Below are 20,062 nucleotides of genomic sequence, written 5' to 3' on the forward strand. Positions count from 1 at the left end.
ATAATGTCAAAAACCCCAGCCAACGCTTTGATTTTCCCGTAAAAATAGAAGGGCAAAAGACGCTCTCGTCTTGAGAGGCTAAAGCCAACGCAAATCGCGTACTTGCAGTACTGTTTTCGGTATTCTGTCACGATCCCGCGATATACTGTCTTGCTTATGCCATGGTCACGGTTTCAAACCACCTGACGTTTGATGCCAGAACGGGCAATGAGCGGGCAAGGCAAGGGATAGAAAGATGGCGGATGCATGCGTGGTGGGTTCGGCAACGGGCTTTGTCGATCTGAGTTTTATCCAGACCGCGTTTCTAGGCGTGGTGCAGGGGGTGACGGAACTGGTGCCGGTGTCGTCCTCGGCCCATATGCGGGTGGTGCCAGCGCTGCTGGGCTGGCCCGATCCGGGCGCTGCCTTTTCAGCCGCCATGCAGATGGCGGCGCTGGTCGGCGTGATCAGCTATTTCTGGCGCGATATTTACGGACTGGCCAGTGGCTCGATCAGCGCCGTGAAACGCCGCGACTTCGAGAATTTCGATTTCCAGCTGGTGCTGTGGATTCTGATCGCCACGCTGCCGATCATCGTCGCCGGGCTGGCGCTGTCGCATACGCTGAACAGCTGCGGTTCGCCGCTGCGTAGCCTCTGGGCTGTGGGGCTGGCCTGTCTGGTCATGGGCGGGCTGTTGGCCGCCACCGAGCTTCTGGCCAAACATCGCCGCGACCTGCCCAGCATCCGCCCGCTGGATATTCTTCTCGTCGGCATCGCCCAGGTCGGCGCGCTGATCCCCGGTGTGTCGCGTTCCGGCGCGACGATGACGGCGGCGCTGGCGCTGGGCTTCAAGCGTGAGGAAGCAGCGCGCTTTTCCTTCCTGCTCGGCCTGCCAGCCATTCTTCTGGCTGGTCTCAAGGAGGTCTGGGAATTGCACAAGCTGGCGCTGGACAGCCATGGCTGGGCGCTGCTGGGTGTCGGCCTGGTGGCCGGTGGCATCTCCTCGCTCATCGCGATCTGGGGTCTGATGCGCTTTCTGGAGCGTTTCTCCACCTGGCCATTCGTGATCTACCGGATCATTCTGGGCGTGGTCCTGCTGGCGGCGGCCGCCTCCGGCATGGCGTCCTAAACCTGGGCCTCGTAATCCGGGGCCTTCAAACCACCTGCATCGCGCCGGGGCCAGGCACGGCACCCGGCGGCACTTTGCCCATGATGATCATGCCCAGCACTTCATCCTTGGTGACATCCTGCGTCCGGGCATGGCCGACCACCTTGCCGTTTTTCATCACGAACACCCGGTCGGCCAGATCGAAGACATCGTGAATGTCATGGCTGATCAGGAAAATGCCGATGCCTTCCTTTTTCAGTTGCAGGATCAGCTCGCCCACCTGGGCGGTTTCCTGAGGACCAAGCGCTGCGGTCGGCTCATCCATGATCAGGATGCGGGCATCAAACAGGATGGCGCGGGCTATGGCCACCGATTGCCGCTGGCCGCCTGACAAGGCTTTCACCGGCTCCTTGAATCGCTGGAAATTCGGATTGAGCCGCCCCATCACCTCACGCGCCTTGGCCTCCATAGCGACATCATCCAGCGTGCCCCAGGGGGTACGCAGCTCGCGTCCCAGATAGAGATTGGCGGCGGCATCGACATTGTCGGCGACGGCCAGTGTCTGGTAGATGGTCTCGATGCCGTGGCGCTTGGCATCACGCGGATTGTTGATGTCGGCTGGCTGGCCATTGATCAGGATTTCGCCGGTATCGCGTTTATAAGCGCCCGACAGGATCTTGATCAGCGTCGATTTGCCCGCACCGTTATGGCCGAGCAGGGCGACGACTTCGCCTGCGTGAAGATCCACCGAGGCATCATCGACGGCATGAATACCGCCGAAGGAGATGGAGATATTCTTCATTTCCACAAGAGGCGTGTTCTGTTGTGTCATAACGTTTCTCCTGCTTTTTATCGGGTGCGGGCGCGGTAAACCGTATCCAGCCAGACAGCGACGACCAGCACCATGCCGATGACGATGCTTTGCAGCGGCGTATCCATGCCCAGCAGCACCATGCCCGAATTCAGCGATTGCATGACGATGGCACCCAATACCGCACCGGCAATGGTGCCGGCCCCGCCGGCCAGCGATGTGCCGCCAATCACGGCTGCGGCAATGGTGTAAAGCTCGTCCAGCGTGCCCTGCGCATTGGTGGCGGCATTGAGACGGGCGGTGGAAATCGCTGCGGCAATGGCGCAGAGCGCGCCCATCAACGCAAAGATCCGCACTGTCACCCAGCGGGTCTTGATGCCCGCCAGCACGGCAGCTTCCGGATTGCCGCCAATGGCAAACACATAGCGGCCAAACCTTGTGCGGTTGGTGATGAAGTTCATGACCATGGCAATGCCAAGCGCGATCAACACCGGAATGGCAATACCCAGCGAAATGTCCAGCCCGCTGTCCGGCCAGGCGATATTGTTGGCCTCGGCATATTTGCGGGCCAGATTGACCGGCATGTAATAGCTGTTGAGCACGCTGACGGAGCCAAGCACCGCACCGCAGCCGATCAGTCCCATGAAATATTCAGCCCAGATCGGCTTTAGCGGAAAGCCGAACCGCTTGCGCTGACGGCGGGAATGCAGGATCGACAACACGATGAATACGCAGGCGATGATCCCGACCACCCAGCTGGCGGTGGCCCCAATCGAGCCATCCGCACCGCCGCCCATCAGGCGAAAACGGGTATCCATCGGCGCGACGGTCGCACCGCTCGTCACCATCCAGGCGCAGCCGCGCCAGACCAGCAGACCGCCGAGCGTGACGATGAAGGACGGCACGTTGAGAAAGGCAATGATCGCGCCCTGAAACGCCCCGATTGCTGCGCCGATGACAATGCCGAGCGACAGTGCCAAAACCCACATCAGCGGATGGTCGTAGCCGAGCAGCTGCGGCAGAAACTTGGTTTGGGTGACGGCCATCATCATGCCGACAAAGCCCAGGATCGATCCGACGGACAGATCGATATTGCGGGTGACGATAACCAGCACCATGCCCGTGGCCATGACCGAGACCGACGCCGCCTGGACCGATAGGTTCCACAGATTGCGCGGGGTCAGAAACAGACCATCCGACAGAATATGGAAGCCGAACCAGATGAGCAGCAGCGCGACCACCATGCCCATCAACCGGGTGTCGATTTCGGTAGCGTTCAGAAACCGCCGCCAGGGACTGACCGTTGACGGACGCGCACTGCTGGATGCTGCGCCAAGTGTGTGATCCACCATGGATCGGGTACTCCTCTATGACCTTTGGGTCTGCGCTAAGGGCCGCTTGCGTGCCAGCGTTGGTGGCGCGTATGGGATGCGTTTGATGGGCGGTGTGCGGGGTACCCCCCTCTGTCCTGCCGGACATCTCCCCCTCAAGGGAGAGATCGACTCGCGGTTTATCCCTAGCAGTTCATTTCATTTCGGCATTTTGGGTTTAGCGACGGGTGATTGGAAATGAGCATTTAACTCTATCCAATCTCCCCCATGAGGGGGAGATGCCCGGCAGGGCAGAGGGGGGTAAGCCACACACAGCAGCGCATGTTTCCGCTGCGCGGCCCCCAATCGCCCTTACTTGCAGACCGCCACGGCTCCGGCTTTCACGCCCTGGCACAACTCGCTCTTGGTGATCCACTTGGCATCCAGAACAACGTTGAGATTGTCCTTGGTGATGGCCTGCGGTGTCAGGAATTGCGAGTTGATTTCCACACCCTTGCTACCACCCTTGAATTTGGTGGTGTCAGGAATGTCGGTGAGTTTTTTGCCGCCAGCCAATGCCACGGCCACATCACCGGCCTTTTTGCCCAGCATGCGGCTGTCTTTCCACACCGAGACGGTCTGGGTGCCCAACGCCACGCGGTTCAGCGCCGCCTTGTCGCCATCCTGACCGGAAACCGGTACGGAACCGGCAAGCCCCTGTGCTTCCAGCGCTGCGACAACGCCGCCCGCCATGCCGTCATTGGACGAGACGACCGCATCGACCTTGTTGTTGTTGGCGGTCAAAAACTGCTCCATGTTTTTCTGGGCAATTTCCGGCTTCCAGCCATCGGTATAGGCTTCACCGACATTCTTGATCTTGCCGCTGGCCATGGCATCCTTCAGCACTTCCATCTGGCCGGAGAACACGAAATCGGCGTTCGGGTCGGTCGAGCCGCCCTTGATGAACACGTAATTGCCTGTGGGCTTGACCTTCATCACTTCCTTGGCCTGCAAGCGGCCGACTTCCTTGTTGTCGAAGGTGATGTAATAGGTGTTGGGGTTCTCGATCAGGCGGTCGTAGCCGATGACAGGAATGCCTTCAGCCGCAGCCTTTTCGATGGCCGGGCCGATGGCGCTCGAATCCTGCGCCAGCACGATCAGTGCGTTGGCGCCTTGCGCAATCAGGCTTTCGATATCGGTCAGCTGCTTGGCGGCGGATGTCTGGGCGTCGGCGGAAATATACTTTGCACCATGCGCCTTCAGTGCTTCCTTGATTGCGGCCTCATCGGTCTTCCAGCGCTCTTCCTGGAAGTTGGACCAGGACACGCCAACCACCAGATCCTTGGCATGAACAGGACCATAGGCGGACGTCATGACGGCAGCCACTGCCATCAGTTTCAAAACGGATTTCATTGTAAACCTCCCCAGGTGAAGGCAGCGCGGGCAGACCTCCTCGTCCGCCGCCACGCTGCCAGAAAACTGCCTCTGTTCCCCAATCATCAGGCTCTTTCAAGCCAGACGATTGTTTTTCTCGACAGTCGAGAAAATAACTGGCAGAAGAAATTCACCCTGTCAATACGCCTGTTGTGAGCATAAACGGGTGCATGGGGCGGGACCTGCAACACCTGTGAGTTTGCCCAGGGGGAAAGGAACAGCGCTTTTCCCAAAATGACAAATGGGTCATAGAAAAATCAGACCCTGCTGGTTCAGGATGACCCAGAAGGGTTTGGGTGTTGCAGTGAAACAGATGCTTTGGGAGGGGCATGTGGTTCAGGCAGAGATGACAGAAAACAGGAACAGGTCGGCGCATCGATGCTGATGAAATCCAGCACCGAACAGATCCGCCGCCAGAATTCGGCCCTGGTTCTCGCCGCCTTGCGGGTGGAACAGGCCATGTCCCATACCCAGATCGCCGCCGTGACCGGTCTTGCCTCGGCAACAGTGACCGCCATTACCAGTGAGCTGGAACAGGCCGGTGTGATCGAGCGACATGAGCAGCAGATTGCTGGCGCACGGGGCAGACCGCGTGTCGCCCTGTCGCGCCGCCGGGATTTTGCTTATGTGATGTCGGTCAGGATTTCCTCCGACCGGCTGAATTACACCCTGTCGGATTTTCGCGGCAAGCTGATGGACCGTTTCGAGGAGCAGCGCCCGCTTGATGTGTCTGCGGCAGGCTTTATCGAAGGGCTAGGCCGCAACCTTGCCCGTCTGGCCAGCCGGTCGAAACTGGAGCCGGAAAAGGTCGCCGTTCTCTCTGTCAGTTCCAAAGGCATTGTCGATGCGGGCGGCGCAAGACTGCTCTGGACACCAGTATTCGGCCAGCAACCGCTTGACCTCAAGGCGGGCCTTGGTGATTTCGAAAAGGCCATGGCTCTGCTCAGCAACGAGACCCTGCTGGTGGCCCACGGTCTCAGCCGCCGTATGGATGCCCAGGATGGCACGTTTCGCGGCCTGATCGCGCTGTCGCTCGGCCACAGCATCGGCCTTGGTATTGCAAGGCCGATGCCGGATGGAACGGTGGCGGTCAGCGCCCCGAATTTCGGCCATATGCTCAATACCGCCGACAGCAAGTTGTGCCGCTGCGGCGCGCGCGGCTGTATCGAGGCCTCCGCCGGCTTCTACGGCATTCTGCGCATGGCGTTTGAAGTGCGGCCCGATACCATTCCCGCCAAGTTTGTGCCGATTACCGAGATGGATAAAATCGCCCTCTCGGCGCGTCAGGGCAATCGCATGGCCCAATATGCCTTCCGCCAGGCAGGGCTGGCGTTGGGCCAGGGCCTGTCACGGGTGTTCAGCCTCCACGAAACGCTCCCCGTCATCATCACCGGCCCCGGCACCCGCTATTATGACCTGCTAGCGCAGGGCATAGAAGAGGGTCTTGCCCAATCCCTGCAAGTCCGCCTCGACGGCGCCCCGCCGATCAGCCTAGTTGGCGACGAGGCCGATCTGGTGCAGGAGGGGCATGTGGATCATGCGCTGAGGGCGATTGATGAGCGGTTGTTTGGGGGTGGGTGAGGCGTAGCAGCCTCCCAAATGCCCAGCAGGTTCAGCCCCGCTTGGTCACACTGACCATTTGCTTTTCAACCATATCGATGATGCGCGCCAGCACCTCTTCAAAAAACGCTTTCGGCAGCATTCCATAATCCACTCTGGATGGAGCGGATGGAAGGTTACGCAGATGGATTCCAGGCCATAAAAATCGATTGGTCTCACCGAGACGAATGTAATTCCCGCTATCGTCAAGGCCACATTGCCTGCAAATATCGGAGGGGATTTCGATGGAGAGATGTTCTTCTCCCGATTCGGGAGGAGAGTGCGTGATCGGGATAACCGTCACCAAGCCAGTTTTCTTGGACGACAAGATTATAGCGCAAGGTCGATCCTTGTCACCAATCGTAAATCCGCTCAACTCGTCTTTGCGCAAGAGGTAATTGTAACGAACGACAAGACCAGGAATAGGGTCCGGATAGGTCACTTAGAGATGACGCCCCATTCGGTGTCCCGAAGCTCCGCAAGCATGTCCTCGTCGAATTCGCTGAAGGTGACGACCTGCCGTTCCATTTTTTTCAAATGCCGATAATGTTCCAGCTCACGGGCGCTGAGATAACCGCCGATCACCCGCTCATGGGAGGTGATCTCGATCACCCCGGCAGCATGGGCCTCATCCTGATACTGGGCAAAATGACGGGAAAATTGGGTCGCGGATACCCGCATTGCATCTGCCATGGCCCGTCTCCTTTAATAAAGGTGTAAAATACGTAATTTGCGCAAAATGTCAATGAGAGTCGATAGAACTTCGGTCGATCAGCCAGCCGCAACTCGATAATCGGCTTATTTAACGTGACTGTGCTCCAGAGAACCTACAGTGCGGCACACTCTTTCGGTACAAAGGATTTACCGAATTTCAAAGCAAGTGACGGGAGGGGTGGTCTCTCTGTTCGCCACCGCATGCTGCTTGTAACTGAATGAGGTGAACTGGACGCTGAATTCCTGGCTGAGGCCATCGGATAAACGGCGCGGCACCAGCAAAAAGCCATGCGACAGCCGATCGCTATTGGAGAAGAACTCATCATACCATATTTCCGAGGGATGCTCATGCAGGGCCTCGACCAGGATCTCCCGCCCCATGATTGTCGCATGGGTGTATTGGATTTCCGTCCGCCAATAACCAATTTGAAGATCTCCGGTCAGGAGAACCAGCTTGAGCCTCTTCGAAGCCTGCTCGAAAACGGCATGTTCAATAATCGCATCATTCAAACTGACCGATGTCGCGAATGTGTAAACGGCGCTGTCTTTGTCCAGGGTGCTCAGAAACTGGCTGTATTCTGCGACCGGATCGCCGTCATCCTGATCGCCTGTCGCCCATTCTAACGTGAAAAACTGCATTTCCGCTCCTACCTCGGCTCTTGGGGGAGGGCGGTCAAAGTCTCAGCCTCGATATTGCCACTCAAAAAGATCGATAACAGACGTCGCAGGCATGCATGAGCGCTGGGTTACCACCAGCGAATGAACGCGTGACAGCCCTCATTCGCTGTCGCGCTTTATATCTGCTCTATAATTCCACCCGATGGTTGAATTGTCACACCAAAGCCCCATCGACAATCACCTGCAAGCGCCCCTGGCTACATGCCTCGATGCGGGCATCGACGCGGTAGACGTCGCGAAGCAGGGTGGGGGTGATGACGTCTTCGGTGGGGCCTGAGGCGATCAGTTTGCCGCCGCCGATGACGAGGGTGCGGCTGCAATAGCGAAGCGCATGGTTGAGGTCATGCAGCGCGATCAGCACGGCAATGCCTTCGCGGGTGGCGATCTTGCGCATGAAGTCCAGCACTTCGATTTGCCGGAACAGGTCGAGCGCCGAGGTCGGCTCGTCCATCAGCAGCACTTCGGGTTTGCGCACCAGCGCCTGGGCAATCGCCACCAATTGCCGCTGGCCGCCCGACAGCGCGCCGAGGTCGCGGAAGGCGAGATCGGAGATGCGCAGAGCGGCCAGAATCCGGTCGATATCGTTGAGTTCGCCATCGGCCACCCGCCAGCCACCGCCTTGCTTGGCGGCCAGCAGCACGCTTTCATAGACGGTCAGCACCGCATTGGCGCCGGTATCCTGTGGCATGTAACAGATCGGGCGGTAGCCTTCGCGCACATCTTCCACGGCAACCACGCCGGGGCCGGAAATCAGCCCGGCAATGCGCTTGAACAGGGTGGATTTGCCCGCCGCATTCGGGCCGATCAGCGCGGTCATTTCGCCGCCGGTCAGCCAATCGGTGCTGATGTCTTCAAACACCTGGGCGCGGCCATAGCGGGCGCCGACGCGGTCGAGCTTCAGGCTTACCATGCGCGCCTCCTGTTGGTAAAAATCAGCGAGAAGAAGAAGGGAACGCCGACCAGCGCGGTTATCACCCCGATGGGGAGAATGGCGCCGGGGATCAGCATTTTCGAGACGACCGAGGTGACAGACAGCAGCAAGGCCCCGCAGATGACAGAGCCGGGCAGGAAGAACCGCTGGTCTTCACCCACAAGCATGCGGGCGATATGCGGTCCGACCAGACCGACAAAACCGATGGTGCCGACAAAGGACACAGGAATGGCGGCCAGCAGGCTGACCAGCATCATAGTTTCCAGCCGGAGCGCCCGGACATTGACGCCAAGGCTGGCTGCCTTGTCATCGCCCAGCCGCAGCGCCGTCAAAGCCCAGGCGCGGCGCGCAAACAGCGGCACCGAGATAACCAGCACGGCCAGCGTTACGCCAACCTTCATCCAGGTCGCTTTGGTCAGGCTGCCCATGGTCCAGAACACCACGGCGGCCAGCGCCTGTTCCGAGGCCAGATATTCCAGCAACGATAGCAGCGCGTTGAAGGTGAAGACCAGCGCAATACCGAGCAGCACGATGGTTTCCACCGTCACGCCGCGCATGGTCGAGACGCCATAGATGAATAGCGAGGCGAGCATCGCCATCAGGAAGGCATTGATCGGCACCATGAATTCGATGGCGGCCGGAAACACGGCAATGCCGCCGACCAATGCTAGCGCCGCCCCAAAACCGGCGGCAGCCGAAATGCCGAGGGTAAACGGGCTTGCCAGCGGATTGGCCAGAATGGTCTGCATCTGCGCTCCCGCCAGCGACAGACAGGCGCCGACGGTGACCGCCATCAGCGCAATCGGCATGCGGATATCCCAGATCACCACCCGGATCTGGTTTGAGACGCTATCGGGGGTGAAAATGGCCGACAGCACCTGGGATAGCGTATAGCGGGCCGGTCCGAGCGCCATATCAACGGCAACGCTTGTGGCCAGAGCCGCCAGCAGGCACAGGAGAATGGTGACGCGCCGGGCGGTCAGCGCGCGATATTGGCTGCGCCCCTTTCCTTCACCCTGCACCTCAGCGGCGCTCTCAATGGCAACAGTCATCAGTTTGATCCTTTTTCGTCGTCCGACGGGTTCATTGAGACGAAATAGCCCGGCTTATAGGCGACTGGCAGGAATTTCTGGTGAAATTCCCGGAAGGTCCGGTCAGGGTCAAGATCGGCAAACAGCTCCGGGTGGAACCATTTGGCGAATTGCTGGATAGGAACAAATTCATAGGGTACGCCGTAGAACTGGTGCCACGCGGCATGGACCTGGCGATTGCGCACGGCGGCAAGCCCGTCGAAGCCGGTGCGCTCGATCAGGGTTTGCAGCTTGGCGCGGGCCTTTTCGGGATCGGCACCCCGCCCGACATGCACGAAACGATTGGTCTTGGATTCCGCCAGCCAGTTGGAGCCGGTGACGATGATCTGGGCCGGATCGGAGGCGATCAGCTGTTCGATGCTGATTTCGCCAAAGGTGGTGGAGATGATGTCGGAGGCGATATTATGCCCACCGGCGATATCGATCATCTGGCCGAAATTGGCCGGGCCGAAGGTGCGGCAGCAGCCGCCTTCCGCATCATTGCCCGGCGCGCGTTCCATGAAGACGTTGGGTCGTTTCAGGTCCTTCACAGCGGCCAGCCGGTCGGTGACAATTGCAATCTGCTGGCGGCGATAGGCGATCAGCTCTTTCGCCTTGTCTTCTGCGCCAAAAATCTGGCCGAGGATTTCAATGGATTTCTCGGTATTCTTGTCAGGATCGAGGCGGAAATCGACATAGACGACCTGAATGCCCGCCGCTGCCGCCTTTTCCTCCAGCCCGCTTTCCCGCGCCGCCTGTAACACTTCCAGATTAAGCGTCATCACATCGGGATGCAGGGCAATCGCTGCTTCCAGGCTGAAGCCGCCCTGCGGCAGATAGCCGAATTGCGGCAGCTTGGCGATCTCAGGGAAGCGCTCGACATAGGCGGCGTAGCTGTCGGGGTCTTTCTTCACCATGTCGTCGCGCCAGCCGACAATGGTGTCGAAGGTCTTGTCCCCGGCCAGCGCCGCGATGGTGTGGATCTGTCGGGCTTCGCCGACCAGAACCCGCTTGGCGGGCAGGTCGAGTGTTACCGTGCGGCCAGCGACATCGGTAATCTCGGCGGCGAGCGCAGGTGCGGCCATAAACGGCAAAAGGGCGACGAGCGCCCGCATGATCATCCTGAAAGTCATCAACAAACCTCTTGATATAAATTCCGGCGACAAGTGCCAGCCGCCGGAAGCCTTTGAAAATATTAGAGTCTGTCAGGTTCAGATTGAACCAGACAGTCTCTAAACTTCTTTGTTTTCGTTTGTCTTTTCGGGAAAACCGGGTTCCACTTTTCCCTGACAAACTCTAGAGACCCGTGTTCAGCGAGACAAAATAGCCGGAACGGTAGGGCACTGGCAGGAAGCGCTCATGCAATTCCTTGAAAGTCGCTTCCGGGTCCAGATCTCCAAACAGCTCTGGATGCAGCCATTTGGCAATCTGCTGCACGGCGACGAACTGGTAGGGATTGTTGTAGAACTGGTGCCAGATGGCATGGACATTGCCATCCTTCACCGCCTTGATATCGGTAAAGGCGGGGCGTTTCATCAGGTCGGCCAGCTTCTTTTCGGCCAGTGCCTTGTCGGCACCGGGGCCAACGCCAACCCATTTGCCGCCGGGGACATACAGTTCCCAATTGGCGCCCGTCACGATCACCTGATCGGGGTTGGAGGCGATGATCTGCTCGGGATTGACGGTGCCGAACGTGCCGGGAATGATGGTTCCGGCCATGTTGACGCCACCGGCGAGCTGCACCATCTTGCCGAAATTCTCGTTACCGAACGACATGCAGCAATCGTCGCTGTAGCCACCGGCGCGTTCCATGAACACGACAGGCTTTTTCAGGTCTTTGGCGTTGGCCAGCGTCTCGGTGACGCGCTTGATCTGCGCATCATGGAACTCAACGAACTCTTCGGCGCGCTTTTCCTTGCCATAGAGCTTGCCAATCAGCCGCATCGACGGGTCGGTATTTTCCATGGCCTTTTCGCGGAAATCGACGTAAACGAGGGGAATGCCGACCTTGGCAAGCTTTTCGATATAGCCGCTTTCCTCGGTCGCCGACTTGGCGTCGATATTCATGATGATCACGTCAGGCTTCAGCGTCACGGCCTGTTCGATATCGAACGTGCCGTCTTTCATGCCGCCAAAGGTCGGGATTTTTGCCATGTCCGGGAATTTTTCCAGATAGGCATTGTATCCGTCCAGATCGGCCTTCTTAAAATCGTCGCGCCAGCCAACGATACGCTTGAACGGTGTTTCGGTATCGAGGGCGGCGGTGAAATAGATCTGCCGTCCTTCACCGAGGATCACCCGCTCTACCGGCACGCTGACCTCGACCTCACGACCGGTAATATCCTTGATCTTCACCATCTCGCCGGCGACTGCCACGCCGGACATCAGCGCGAGCGAAAATGCGGCTGCGCAAGCCACCCCATGAACGTTGAACACGTTTGCCTCCAAATATAATTTTCTGTTGTGCGAGCACGAAAGCGGAATGGCGTCCCCACCAGATCTCTGTTTCAATGCCCACACAGTGTTTCGCCGTGGATTTATGTTTTTATGACTTTAACAGTCAAGAAATATCTTTTAGAAGAATTCCAGAGATTTTGAGGGGTTTTGCGGGCATGACGCAGACGGCAATGCAACAGAATTACAACCTGAAAGACGAGATCAAGGCCTATTGGTCGGCCCGCGCCGAAACCTTCGACAGCCAGCCGGGCCACGAGATCTTTTCCGAAAACGAGCGCGGCGCCTGGCATGCGCTGATCCGTAAACATCTGGGCGCTGGCGAGGGTCGCAAGGTGCTGGATCTGGCGTCAGGCACTGGCGTCGTCTCGCATCTGCTGGATGATCTCGGGTTTTCAGTGACCGGCATGGATTGGGCTGAACCGATGCTGGAACGCGCCCGCGCCAAGGCCAAATCCCGTGGCCGCAATATCCGCTTCCTGATCGGCGACGCCGAAAACACCATGGAGGCGGAGGCAAGCTACGACGCCATCACCAATCGTCATCTGGTCTGGACGCTGGTCGATCCGCTCACAGCCTTTAGGGAATGGCACCGTGTGTTGAAACCCGGCGGCAAGCTGCTGATCGTTGATGGCGATTTCGTCAATCCCAGCCCGCTTGCCAAATTGACCGGCCTGCTGGCCAAGCTGGCGTCACGCCTTGGCATCGGCAAAACCGTCGCCCATCACGGCCCGGCATCGTCGCTGGTGGAAACTCACCGGAGCATTCTCTCGCGGGTGTATTTTTCCCAAGGCGCCAGGGCGGATGCCGTGGTGGCTCTGCTGAAAGAGGCCGGTTTTTCCTCCGTGACTGTCGATACAGACTTGCGCGCCATCAACCGGGCGCAACGGGCCAATTTTGGGTTTTTGAAGGGTCTGGAGCGGGCGACCCAGCATCGCTATGCGATCTGCGCAGTGCGGTGAGGCTGTGATCGGTGTTGCCGAGGCAATCACTCAGGATTCGGCAAAATCCTTCTCGAAGGCCTCGAGAACCTGTTCGCAGGTCTTCTTCATGTCCAGCAGGGAAAACCGGATCAGCGGCGAAATTTCAGGAACGCCCAGTGGTTTGAAAACCGCGAAATGACCCTTTGGTGCATCGCAGATGAAGATATCGAATAGGTCGTTATGATATTTCTGTTCGTTTTCCTCGCTCAGGTAACTGACGAACCCGTACCGCTTGAACACAGTGAATGTGGGTCCAAAATATAATTTTCCCCTTTTATTGTCACCAATTTTTGCTTGATAGGGTCGGCTGACGTAATATGACCCAGTCTCGATGTCGTCGCGGAGTATTCTGATCTTCTCGATCAGCAGTTTCATATGTTGTGGCTCGATCCGACGCGAGAAAGAGCCGTCGAATATGCCAGAGAAAGTATAGATCAATTTGCCTTTTTTCGTCGTAGACATATTGAGATAGAAGGAAAAACTCCACTTGTCCCTGAACAGGCAGACCCGTTTGCGGGGCGTCTGCCCCCAGTTGTTCACAAAGGGCTGCACCAGGAGATAGACAGCAAAGGATGCCATGAGGAAGAGGATGACTTGCTGAAAGCCTGTCATAGAGATTGAATCCGCTTGCTGTTTACGACAGACATTTCTTCAAATTTGGCTTTTCGATGTCTGAGATAGGGTGACTTCTCCAGCGGCTTAGCGGCAAAGTCGATACAAACACAAAAATCTATTTAAGATTGCGTAATTGAATAAAGCAATCTAAAGAAGTGTATCTGGAAGGTCAGAAGAATGGCACGAGATGGCGTTGATGGCCCGTGGCCATTGCAGCTGCGGAACGAAGACGAGGTCGAAGGTTGACATTTGCCCTAAGCAAGCGCTTTAATGGCGACATGATCGACACGCGCACAACCATTTCCTGCACGTATTTTTGGGCCTACCGGTAGCCGGCGGCCTGACAGATCACCATGTCAACAGGCCGCCGTCAGGCGGCCTTGTTGTTTGCACAAGCTTCCCTGACGGCGGTATTTCAAGAGGGAAGCAGCCATGACTGAAGATAGCGACATTACCCTGCCAAGACCTGAAATGGTCAGCATTCGCAATGCCCAGCCCGGCGACCTGCCGGAGTTGAACGAGATGATCGCGGCCTTGGCCGCCCATCACGGCGATGCCTCCGACATGACCCCGCAAACGCTGAAACGCGACCTGTTCGGCCCCATGCCGTGGATCACAGCACTTGTGGCCGATGGCGGTGAACAGTTGATCGGCTATGCCATCCTGATGCCGCTTTACAGGGCCAATGAAGGCAAGCGCGGCATGGAAATGCTGCATCTCTATGTGCGTGACGGTCAGCGGGGCAATGGCATCGGCCAGCACCTGATTGCCCGCGCCCGTGACGTGGCGCGCCAGTCCGGCTGCGATTACCTTTCGGTGTCCGCCGCCACCGGCAATTTCGCCGCCCATCGTTTCTACGAGCAGATGGACTTCTCCGCCCGTCCGGTGACCGGCATGCGCTATATTCAGGCGCTGGCCTGACATCCGTTACCCGACATTCATAGGCCGAAAACGGCATGCCTGGGGCAAGCCCGGCCTTCTATATTAGACCTTCTTGAAGAAGGTGAAAGTGACGATATCGCATGACTTCGGCAATGCTCAAGAAAACCGACCAAACAAGGGCTGAGACGCTCGCCATGGAAAACCGGCGGATAGAAAGCGCTATCCGCAGCCTGCTGGATCGGTATTCCGACCCGGCCCTACATCGCTGGGTGCGCGAAACCGTGGGTGCATTTGAGGCGCGGCTTGCCGGTATTGTCGATCCGTCCGAGCGCGATCAGGCCCGCCATGCGGCGCTGGTGCTGATCAGGACAACGTTGCAGGAATGGTCGAGAAACCCGGTTTCGCAGCATTGACAGAGGCGATGTCGGGCGCGTCCTGATATGCTTGCAGCGTCGCGCGCACCACAGGACGTGAGGTTTTCTTTTTTATCCGTGGTTCACCCCCCTCTGCCTTGCCAGGCATCTCCCCCTCAAGGGGGGAGATCGACCCGGAGCTGGCGGCTCGCTTCACATTATCTTTCGTAAGAGATTGAAATCGCAATTTTATCCTCTGGCTCGGGCGGTAGCGTCTTTCCGATCTCCCCCCCTTGAGGTGGGGTCAGGAGTGGTCGGCAAAGCCGATGAAACGATCCAGTGAATCGTTTCAAATGACGAACGCTGGCAGGACAGAGGGGGGTGTCCTCCCAGCACAGCGTGACAGTTTTCCTCCCCGTAAAAACCACCAATTCCCTCTTTTCCTTCTCACCCGTTATGCGCTAAGACAAGGGTGGGATCGGTTGTAACGAACCGGTCTTGGGGCTTAGAAAACCTCTCAAACAGCGGCCAGTGTCGGTCGTTAAATGACACCCCTCAGCCATAGGTTTGTGGCTGAGGCGGTGGGTCATGTCTATATGATCCCACTCTCCACCATCTCTATGGTCGGGGAGGTCTCGGCGTATGTCCAGAGCTTCGGCTTAAAGGTCGAGGCGGTCGTCTGTTTGCGACTTTTCTACTCCCCGATCACCAGAGTTTGCAAACTCTGGTGATCGCTCGTTTTCCGGCGTGGGAGGAATGGACAATGGCGGATTACAATGTCTGGGCTGATCTTTTCGATACATGGCAATCGACATCCGATTGGGTGAAAGCCCTTGTTATCGTCGTGCCACCGGTTTTCGCGGCGACTGTGCTGGCGCTTTTGCTGCGCTACAGGCAGAAGACTGCGGACATTCCAGTCCATTCCGGGAGCGCTTCTCTTTCGGCAGTATCACGCTTGCAGCCGGAACCGGCGGATATGCCCGAACCCGGCGACACGATAGACCTTATGCTGCTCGATGCTGCCACCAATCTTCAGCACCGGCTGGAAGACGCCCGCCGTTTGCTCAATCCGCAAGAGAGTTCCGTGGCCGCCTGGGCAGACCTGGGTAGAAGCGACATCCGGCAACAGATCACCCAGATCATTCTGGAGGACTATCACCGTGGGTCCGATCCGGAGGTTGCCCTTCGGCGGGCACGGCAATTCCTAGCCGATCAGCGAAGCGCACACGGTACCAGTCCTGACGCGACAGAATAGCCCAGCTTGGCAAAAGAGAGTGGCTGTCAGGGAAAACCTGTTCCTACTTTTCGCCTTCTCACTTTGCCGGAATGGCCTTGAGATAGGCGGCAATCGCTGCGCGGTCTTCGGCGGGCAGTTCGGCGAGGTTTTTCTGAACCTCGACCATCGAGCCGCCGACGCTGTCGAAATCGGGGGTGAAGCCGGTTTCCAGATAGCTGGCGATTTCGTCTTTTGACCATTTACCCATGCTGTCTGAGCCGGGGGTGATATCGGGGATGCGGCCTTCGCCTTCCGGGTTCGGTCCACCGGCCAGCCATTGATCCACCTTCAGCCCGCCGATCACGTTGCGGGGCGTATGACATTCGCCGCAATGGCCGGGGCCTTCGACCAGATATTGGCCGCGCTGGACTTGCGCATCCGCAGAGGCCAGGGTGACGCGGGGTTTATCGTTTAGAAACAGCAGTTTCCAGCCGGTCAGCGCGATGCGCTGATTGAAGGGAAAGCCCAGCTCATGCGGGGGCGCGACATTGCTGCTGACGGGCAGGGTTTTCAGATAGCCATAGAGATCGGCTACATCCTGCGGCTTCATCCGCGCATAGGATGTATAGGGAAAGGCGGGATAAAGGTTTTCGCCGGAAGGGCCGATGCCACGGGTGACGGCATCGCCAAATTCGGCCAGCGTCCATTGACCGATCCCGGCCTTCGGGTCCGGCGAAATATTGGGAACGTGAAAGGTACCGAACTGGGTTTTCAGCGCCACGCCGCCGGTCAGCAACAGGCGCGCATCGCCGGTTGCACCGGGTGCCGCATGGCAGCTGGAACAGCCGCCAGCAAAAAACATCCGTTTGCCATTGGTAAGGTCGGGTGCCGTGGTTGCGGCCCAGACGGTAGCGGGCTGGCGGTGCGGTGCCACGGCAAATACGTAGGTGCCGACCAGTGCTACACCCAAGACGAGTGCCGCAGCGATACCGAATTTTGCCGTTCCAGCCATGCTCATCCCCAATTTCTTTATATATCAAACCCGCCCGGGTGGCCCGGACGGGTCTCTTCATGGGATGAAATTATTTCTTCAGCCTGAACGTCTGGTGACAATCGCCACAGGTACCGCCAATGCTCTTCAAAGCTGCGCCAACGCCAGCCTGATCAGCGGGCAGGGTGGCGAGCTGCGTGGCGGCGGCAGTTTCAAGCGCCTTGGCCTTGGTCTTGAACGTGGCCGGGTCTTCCCAGATCTTCGGGCTAGCCTCGGTGTTGAAGCCGGTCTCGGAGCCCTTGGGGAACTGTTCCGGGAAGGCCTTGGCAACCTCTTCCATCGTGGTCAGCGAAGCCTTGACCACGGCTGCGTCATAGGGCTTTTCGCCCTTGGCGATAGCGGCCAGCTGGCCCATAGCGCCGCCGACTTTCTTCATCATTCCGGCGCGTACCACCTGCGGCTCATCGGCGGCGCTGACCGCGCTGCTGAGGCCGGCGCCAAGACAGAGCCCAATGGCGGCCATGGTTGCAAGCTTCCTCATGCCAAGCCCTGATATCATCGTCATTCTCCTGTTGATGGCCGAACCTGCGGCGTTTTTCACACGTGATATTCTCTTCAATTTCGGTCACCGCATTTTGATGGTAAATCAAAATGCAAATAAAGTCACAAGAGAGTGATGTTTGCGATGGTTAAATATCTGATATAACAATCATATCAGCAACCCTTTCAATCGCCGTGTCACCTGATCGGCAAGAGCCTGTCTTCCTCGCGGCCAAAGCCTTGAAGGCTAAGCGCGTCTGTCGCAAGGGTCAGAATTGAAAAGGCGGTGTCCTCTTCGCCATCCACCATGCCTTTCAGGGTGATGAAATGGGTATCGCCGATCAGGCCATAGCCGCCACGGTGGTCATGCCCGTTGATATAGGCGATAGCAGCGGGTGCTGCGGCAATCACGTCGGCCACCTCCTGCGCATTCCAAAGGGCGTGGTCGGTGAAGGGATGGAGCGGATAATGGCCGAAAACGATAGCCTTTTCCCCTGCGGCATGCGCTAGCGTCAGGCGGCTTTCCAGCCAGTCGAGCTGCGGCTGGCTGATGGCGGCGTTCCAGTCCTGGGCATTGGCCGCATCTTTTGCCTTCAGCGCGAGAAGCTGGCGCACTGCCACTTCCCTGGCGGGATCGTCGCGCGCCACCGAGAAGGTGGAGATTTCACAGCCATCGGTGAAGATCAGCCTGATACCGTTGATCACCCGGTCGAAGTACGGGGCGGGCATGCCCAGCGCGTCGCGCACCATCGGCTTTTGAGCGTCGGAGACCGCGAAATCGTGATTGCCGGGCAGGGTGATCAGCGGATGGCGCAGACCTTCCAGCACTTTCAGGGCCGGGGCAAAATTGCGGAAATCCCGGTCGATCAGGTCGCCCAGCAGCAGCACAGCATCCAGCGTCTGTTCGTTGAACACGTCGATAGCCGCCTGCATCTTGGCGAGGCTCAAGGCATAATAGCGGTTGGCGGTCAGGTTGGGCGGCAGATCGGCATATTGCGGATCGGCGATCAGCCCGAGACGAAGTTTGGGCATGGGAGTGCGCATCGCGGTCGGTTTCATTTATCGTCGAATTATGCCCCGGCTATAACAGCAGCATGACGGCGGCGGGCTTGCACTGTGGATGACGGGAGAATACATCGGCGCACTTTCATTGGAGTGCTCTCATGTCATCGATCACACTCTCCCGCATCTGCCGCGCTGACGGCCCCGATCTGGTGGCGGCCAATCTGGCCAGCCGCGATTACCATGCGCCCTGGGCGGCGCCCTTCACCGATCTCGATGGTTTCGAGGCCTATCTCAACCAGACGATCAGCAGTGCGATGATCGGCCTGATTGCCCGAGAGTCAGACAGTCACGCTGCGGTCGGGGTCTTTACCCTGAGTCAGATCGTGCTGGGCAATTTCAGAAGCTGCTATCTCGGCTATTACGGCATGGCTGCCTTTGCCGGGCGCGGATTGATGACGGAGGCGCTGAGCGCGGTTATTGCCCATGCCTTCACGGAGGTGGGCTTGAACCGGGTCGAGGCCAATATCCAGCCGGAAAACCTGCGCTCGATTGCGCTTGTCGCGCGGTGCGGCTTTGAGAAGGAAGGTTTTTCCAGGCGCTATCTGAAAATCGGCGGAGAATGGCGCGATCATGAGCGCTGGGCCAAGGTGTCAGAATGAAGCGTGGCACCATAAAACAAAGGCGCAGCGGGGATGCCGCTGCGCCTTTCATTTGACCTTATTTCAAGCTGATCAGGCGGCCTTCAGGGTCGCGATCGAATCCTTGGCGCCCTTGACGGCGGCGGCCTTGGCTTCTTCGCCCATGTTGACGCCTTCGGCGATCACGAATTCCAGATCGGTGATGCCGAGGAAGGTGAAGACGCCCTTCAGATAGGTTTCAGCATGTTCGAGCGGAGCCGCAGGGCCCTGGCTGTAGATGCCACCGCGCGAGATGGCAACGACCACACGCTTGCCGCCGCACAGGCCTTCAGGACCGGTAGCGCCGTATTTGAAGGTCTTGCCGGCAACGCTGATACGATCGATCCAGGCCTTCAGCTGGCTCGGAATGCCGAAATTGTAGAAGCCAACGCCAATGACGACGACGTCGGAGGTGAGGAACTGTTCCAGCACTTCGCCGCCCAGCGCCAGATCGGCCTTGGTGGCTTCGTCATTGCTGGCATCGTAATTGCCCATGGCAGCCGCCAGCGTCAGGCCGGACAGATGCGGAAGCGGATTGGCGGCCAGATCGCGGTAGGTCACGTCGAGGCCAGCGGTCTTTTCGCTGAGGGTCTTCACAATCGACGCCGACAGGTCGCGGCTGACAGAATAGGGGCCAAGCACGCTGGAATCGAGATGCAGAAGTTTCATGGTCATCGACCTTTCCTTGTGGTATAAAATCAATACCGACACA

Annotated in this window: 23 protein-coding genes; 8 read left to right on the forward strand and 15 right to left on the reverse strand. The window is 58.3% G+C overall.

The genetic code is table 11. The annotated features are described in order from the left end of the window. Positions 1–235: 235 nt before the first annotated feature. The gene (locus AVCG78_RS02675; protein ID WP_070149978.1) at positions 236–1,108 is read left to right on the forward strand and encodes an undecaprenyl-diphosphate phosphatase; all 873 of its coding nucleotides are present in this window, start codon (positions 236–238) and stop codon (positions 1,106–1,108) included. A gap of 25 nt (positions 1,109–1,133) precedes the next feature. Here AVCG78_RS02675 and AVCG78_RS02680 read toward each other — a convergent pair whose 3' ends face one another. The 3 genes from AVCG78_RS02680 to xylF form a co-directional block, all read right to left on the reverse strand. Continuing rightward, complete coding sequence (locus AVCG78_RS02680; protein WP_071202787.1) at positions 1,134–1,919, reverse strand: ATP-binding cassette domain-containing protein; 786 nt, start codon at positions 1,917–1,919, stop codon at positions 1,134–1,136. 17 nt (positions 1,920–1,936) lie between these two features. Further along, complete coding sequence (locus AVCG78_RS02685) at positions 1,937–3,250, reverse strand: sugar ABC transporter permease (RefSeq protein ID WP_071202789.1); 1,314 nt, start codon at positions 3,248–3,250, stop codon at positions 1,937–1,939. A 330-nt stretch (positions 3,251–3,580) separates the two neighbouring features. Continuing rightward, on the reverse strand, positions 3,581–4,621 hold the full coding sequence (xylF, locus tag AVCG78_RS02690) for a D-xylose ABC transporter substrate-binding protein (RefSeq protein WP_071584855.1): 1,041 nt from the start codon (positions 4,619–4,621) through the stop codon (positions 3,581–3,583). Between the two features lie 399 nt (positions 4,622–5,020). Between xylF and AVCG78_RS02695 the strand changes: the two genes are divergently transcribed. Beyond that, entirely contained in the window at positions 5,021–6,223 is a 1,203-nt protein-coding gene (locus AVCG78_RS02695; RefSeq protein WP_071202793.1) for an ROK family transcriptional regulator, read from the forward strand. Between the two features lie 31 nt (positions 6,224–6,254). Here AVCG78_RS02695 and AVCG78_RS02700 read toward each other — a convergent pair whose 3' ends face one another. The 7 genes from AVCG78_RS02700 to AVCG78_RS02730 form a co-directional block, all read right to left on the reverse strand. Beyond that, on the reverse strand, positions 6,255–6,683 hold the full coding sequence (locus AVCG78_RS02700) for a hypothetical protein (RefSeq protein WP_139191244.1): 429 nt from the start codon (positions 6,681–6,683) through the stop codon (positions 6,255–6,257). After that, positions 6,680–6,934: a type II toxin-antitoxin system Phd/YefM family antitoxin gene (locus AVCG78_RS02705; RefSeq protein ID WP_041696325.1), complete on the reverse strand. Its 255-nt coding sequence runs from the start codon at positions 6,932–6,934 to the stop codon at positions 6,680–6,682. Before AVCG78_RS02705 ends, AVCG78_RS02700 begins: the two co-directional genes overlap by 4 nt. A 168-nt stretch (positions 6,935–7,102) precedes the next feature. Then, a complete protein-coding gene (locus AVCG78_RS02710) occupies positions 7,103–7,594 on the reverse strand; it encodes a hypothetical protein (protein ID WP_071202795.1) in 492 nt (163 codons plus the stop codon). Between the two features lie 193 nt (positions 7,595–7,787). Beyond that, positions 7,788–8,543, reverse strand: coding sequence for an ABC transporter ATP-binding protein (locus tag AVCG78_RS02715; protein ID WP_071202797.1), 756 nt, complete (start codon positions 8,541–8,543; stop codon positions 7,788–7,790). Continuing rightward, positions 8,537–9,616: a FecCD family ABC transporter permease gene (locus AVCG78_RS02720; RefSeq protein WP_071202799.1), complete on the reverse strand. Its 1,080-nt coding sequence runs from the start codon at positions 9,614–9,616 to the stop codon at positions 8,537–8,539. Before AVCG78_RS02720 ends, AVCG78_RS02715 begins: the two co-directional genes overlap by 7 nt. Next, positions 9,616–10,767, reverse strand: coding sequence for an ABC transporter substrate-binding protein (locus tag AVCG78_RS02725; protein ID WP_071202801.1), 1,152 nt, complete (start codon positions 10,765–10,767; stop codon positions 9,616–9,618). The genes AVCG78_RS02720 and AVCG78_RS02725 overlap by 1 nt, the downstream gene beginning before the upstream one ends. A 163-nt stretch (positions 10,768–10,930) precedes the next feature. Beyond that, complete coding sequence (locus tag AVCG78_RS02730; protein ID WP_156601510.1) at positions 10,931–12,019, reverse strand: ABC transporter substrate-binding protein; 1,089 nt, start codon at positions 12,017–12,019, stop codon at positions 10,931–10,933. Positions 12,020–12,246: 227 nt separating this feature from the next. Here AVCG78_RS02730 and AVCG78_RS02735 point away from each other — a divergent pair, with 227 nt between their 5' ends. Then, positions 12,247–13,050, forward strand: a complete 804-nt coding sequence (locus tag AVCG78_RS02735) for a class I SAM-dependent methyltransferase (protein ID WP_071202805.1) — start codon at positions 12,247–12,249, stop codon at positions 13,048–13,050. Positions 13,051–13,080: 30 nt separating this feature from the next. Here AVCG78_RS02735 and AVCG78_RS02740 read toward each other — a convergent pair whose 3' ends face one another. After that, on the reverse strand, positions 13,081–13,683 hold the full coding sequence (locus tag AVCG78_RS02740) for a hypothetical protein (protein ID WP_071202807.1): 603 nt from the start codon (positions 13,681–13,683) through the stop codon (positions 13,081–13,083). Positions 13,684–14,118: 435 nt separating this feature from the next. Between AVCG78_RS02740 and AVCG78_RS02745 the strand changes: the two genes are divergently transcribed. The 3 genes from AVCG78_RS02745 (at position 14,119) to AVCG78_RS02755 (ending at position 16,176) form a co-directional block, all read left to right on the forward strand. Further along, a complete protein-coding gene (locus tag AVCG78_RS02745; RefSeq protein WP_071202811.1) occupies positions 14,119–14,607 on the forward strand; it encodes a GNAT family N-acetyltransferase in 489 nt (162 codons plus the stop codon). Between the two features lie 101 nt (positions 14,608–14,708). Then, positions 14,709–14,981, forward strand: coding sequence for a hypothetical protein (locus AVCG78_RS02750; RefSeq protein ID WP_234665085.1), 273 nt, complete (start codon positions 14,709–14,711; stop codon positions 14,979–14,981). Positions 14,982–15,684: 703 nt separating this feature from the next. Then, positions 15,685–16,176, forward strand: coding sequence for a hypothetical protein (locus AVCG78_RS02755; protein WP_071202813.1), 492 nt, complete (start codon positions 15,685–15,687; stop codon positions 16,174–16,176). A 58-nt stretch (positions 16,177–16,234) separates the two neighbouring features. On the opposite strand, the gene AVCG78_RS02760 is transcribed toward AVCG78_RS02755, so the two are convergent. Next, positions 16,235–17,149 carry a c-type cytochrome gene (locus AVCG78_RS02760; RefSeq protein ID WP_139191246.1) on the reverse strand — a complete coding sequence of 305 codons (915 nt, stop codon included), beginning with the start codon at positions 17,147–17,149 and terminating at the stop codon, positions 16,235–16,237. A 70-nt stretch (positions 17,150–17,219) separates the two neighbouring features. Further along, positions 17,220–17,669, reverse strand: coding sequence for a c-type cytochrome (locus AVCG78_RS02765; RefSeq protein WP_060718977.1), 450 nt, complete (start codon positions 17,667–17,669; stop codon positions 17,220–17,222). Between AVCG78_RS02765 and AVCG78_RS02770 the strand changes: the two genes are divergently transcribed. Continuing rightward, a complete protein-coding gene (locus AVCG78_RS02770; protein WP_174089634.1) occupies positions 17,641–17,805 on the forward strand; it encodes a hypothetical protein in 165 nt (54 codons plus the stop codon). The two genes, AVCG78_RS02765 and AVCG78_RS02770, sit on opposite strands and share 29 nt — an antisense overlap. Positions 17,806–17,866: 61 nt before the next feature. On the opposite strand, the gene AVCG78_RS02775 is transcribed toward AVCG78_RS02770, so the two are convergent. Further along, entirely contained in the window at positions 17,867–18,700 is an 834-nt protein-coding gene (locus tag AVCG78_RS02775) for a metallophosphoesterase (protein ID WP_234665084.1), read from the reverse strand. A gap of 131 nt (positions 18,701–18,831) precedes the next feature. Between AVCG78_RS02775 and AVCG78_RS02780 the strand changes: the two genes are divergently transcribed. Then, the gene (locus AVCG78_RS02780) at positions 18,832–19,332 is read left to right on the forward strand and encodes a GNAT family N-acetyltransferase (protein WP_071202817.1); all 501 of its coding nucleotides are present in this window, start codon (positions 18,832–18,834) and stop codon (positions 19,330–19,332) included. A gap of 72 nt (positions 19,333–19,404) precedes the next feature. Here AVCG78_RS02780 and AVCG78_RS02785 read toward each other — a convergent pair whose 3' ends face one another. Further along, on the reverse strand, positions 19,405–20,019 hold the full coding sequence (locus tag AVCG78_RS02785) for an FMN-dependent NADH-azoreductase (RefSeq protein WP_071202819.1): 615 nt from the start codon (positions 20,017–20,019) through the stop codon (positions 19,405–19,407). Positions 20,020–20,062: the final 43 nt, after the last annotated feature.

Source organism: Gillisella vitis, assembly GCF_021559775.1.
In the GTDB taxonomy this organism is placed as follows: domain Bacteria; phylum Pseudomonadota; class Alphaproteobacteria; order Rhizobiales; family Rhizobiaceae; genus Allorhizobium; species Allorhizobium ampelinum.

Excerpts from the sequence above, each read along its gene's own strand:
- AVCG78_RS02765 (WP_060718977.1), bottom strand. The coding sequence starts at position 17,669 with ATGAGGAAGCTTGCAACCATGGCCGCCATTGGGCTCTGTCTTGGCGCC.
- AVCG78_RS02735 (WP_071202805.1), top strand. The coding sequence starts at position 12,247 with ATGACGCAGACGGCAATGCAACAGAATTACAACCTGAAAGACGAGATC.
- AVCG78_RS02745 (WP_071202811.1), top strand. The coding sequence starts at position 14,119 with ATGACTGAAGATAGCGACATTACCCTGCCAAGACCTGAAATGGTCAGC.
- AVCG78_RS02760 (WP_139191246.1), bottom strand. The coding sequence starts at position 17,149 with ATGGCTGGAACGGCAAAATTCGGTATCGCTGCGGCACTCGTCTTGGGT.
- AVCG78_RS02685 (WP_071202789.1), bottom strand. The coding sequence starts at position 3,250 with ATGGTGGATCACACACTTGGCGCAGCATCCAGCAGTGCGCGTCCGTCA.
- AVCG78_RS02775 (WP_234665084.1), bottom strand. The coding sequence starts at position 18,700 with ATGCCCAAACTTCGTCTCGGGCTGATCGCCGATCCGCAATATGCCGAT.
- AVCG78_RS02695 (WP_071202793.1), top strand. The coding sequence starts at position 5,021 with ATGCTGATGAAATCCAGCACCGAACAGATCCGCCGCCAGAATTCGGCC.
- AVCG78_RS02780 (WP_071202817.1), top strand. The coding sequence starts at position 18,832 with ATGTCATCGATCACACTCTCCCGCATCTGCCGCGCTGACGGCCCCGAT.
- AVCG78_RS02785 (WP_071202819.1), bottom strand. The coding sequence starts at position 20,019 with ATGAAACTTCTGCATCTCGATTCCAGCGTGCTTGGCCCCTATTCTGTC.
- AVCG78_RS02710 (WP_071202795.1), bottom strand. The coding sequence starts at position 7,594 with ATGCAGTTTTTCACGTTAGAATGGGCGACAGGCGATCAGGATGACGGC.
- AVCG78_RS02755 (WP_071202813.1), top strand. The coding sequence starts at position 15,685 with ATGGCGGATTACAATGTCTGGGCTGATCTTTTCGATACATGGCAATCG.
- AVCG78_RS02725 (WP_071202801.1), bottom strand. The coding sequence starts at position 10,767 with ATGACTTTCAGGATGATCATGCGGGCGCTCGTCGCCCTTTTGCCGTTT.
- AVCG78_RS02720 (WP_071202799.1), bottom strand. The coding sequence starts at position 9,616 with ATGACTGTTGCCATTGAGAGCGCCGCTGAGGTGCAGGGTGAAGGAAAG.
- AVCG78_RS02730 (WP_156601510.1), bottom strand. The coding sequence starts at position 12,019 with ATGTCCGGCGTGGCAGTCGCCGGCGAGATGGTGAAGATCAAGGATATT.
- AVCG78_RS02770 (WP_174089634.1), top strand. The coding sequence starts at position 17,641 with ATGGCGGCCATGGTTGCAAGCTTCCTCATGCCAAGCCCTGATATCATC.
- AVCG78_RS02680 (WP_071202787.1), bottom strand. The coding sequence starts at position 1,919 with ATGACACAACAGAACACGCCTCTTGTGGAAATGAAGAATATCTCCATC.
- AVCG78_RS02740 (WP_071202807.1), bottom strand. The coding sequence starts at position 13,683 with ATGACAGGCTTTCAGCAAGTCATCCTCTTCCTCATGGCATCCTTTGCT.
- AVCG78_RS02705 (WP_041696325.1), bottom strand. The coding sequence starts at position 6,934 with ATGGCAGATGCAATGCGGGTATCCGCGACCCAATTTTCCCGTCATTTT.
- AVCG78_RS02750 (WP_234665085.1), top strand. The coding sequence starts at position 14,709 with ATGACTTCGGCAATGCTCAAGAAAACCGACCAAACAAGGGCTGAGACG.
- AVCG78_RS02715 (WP_071202797.1), bottom strand. The coding sequence starts at position 8,543 with ATGGTAAGCCTGAAGCTCGACCGCGTCGGCGCCCGCTATGGCCGCGCC.
- AVCG78_RS02675 (WP_070149978.1), top strand. The coding sequence starts at position 236 with ATGGCGGATGCATGCGTGGTGGGTTCGGCAACGGGCTTTGTCGATCTG.
- xylF (WP_071584855.1), bottom strand. The coding sequence starts at position 4,621 with ATGAAATCCGTTTTGAAACTGATGGCAGTGGCTGCCGTCATGACGTCC.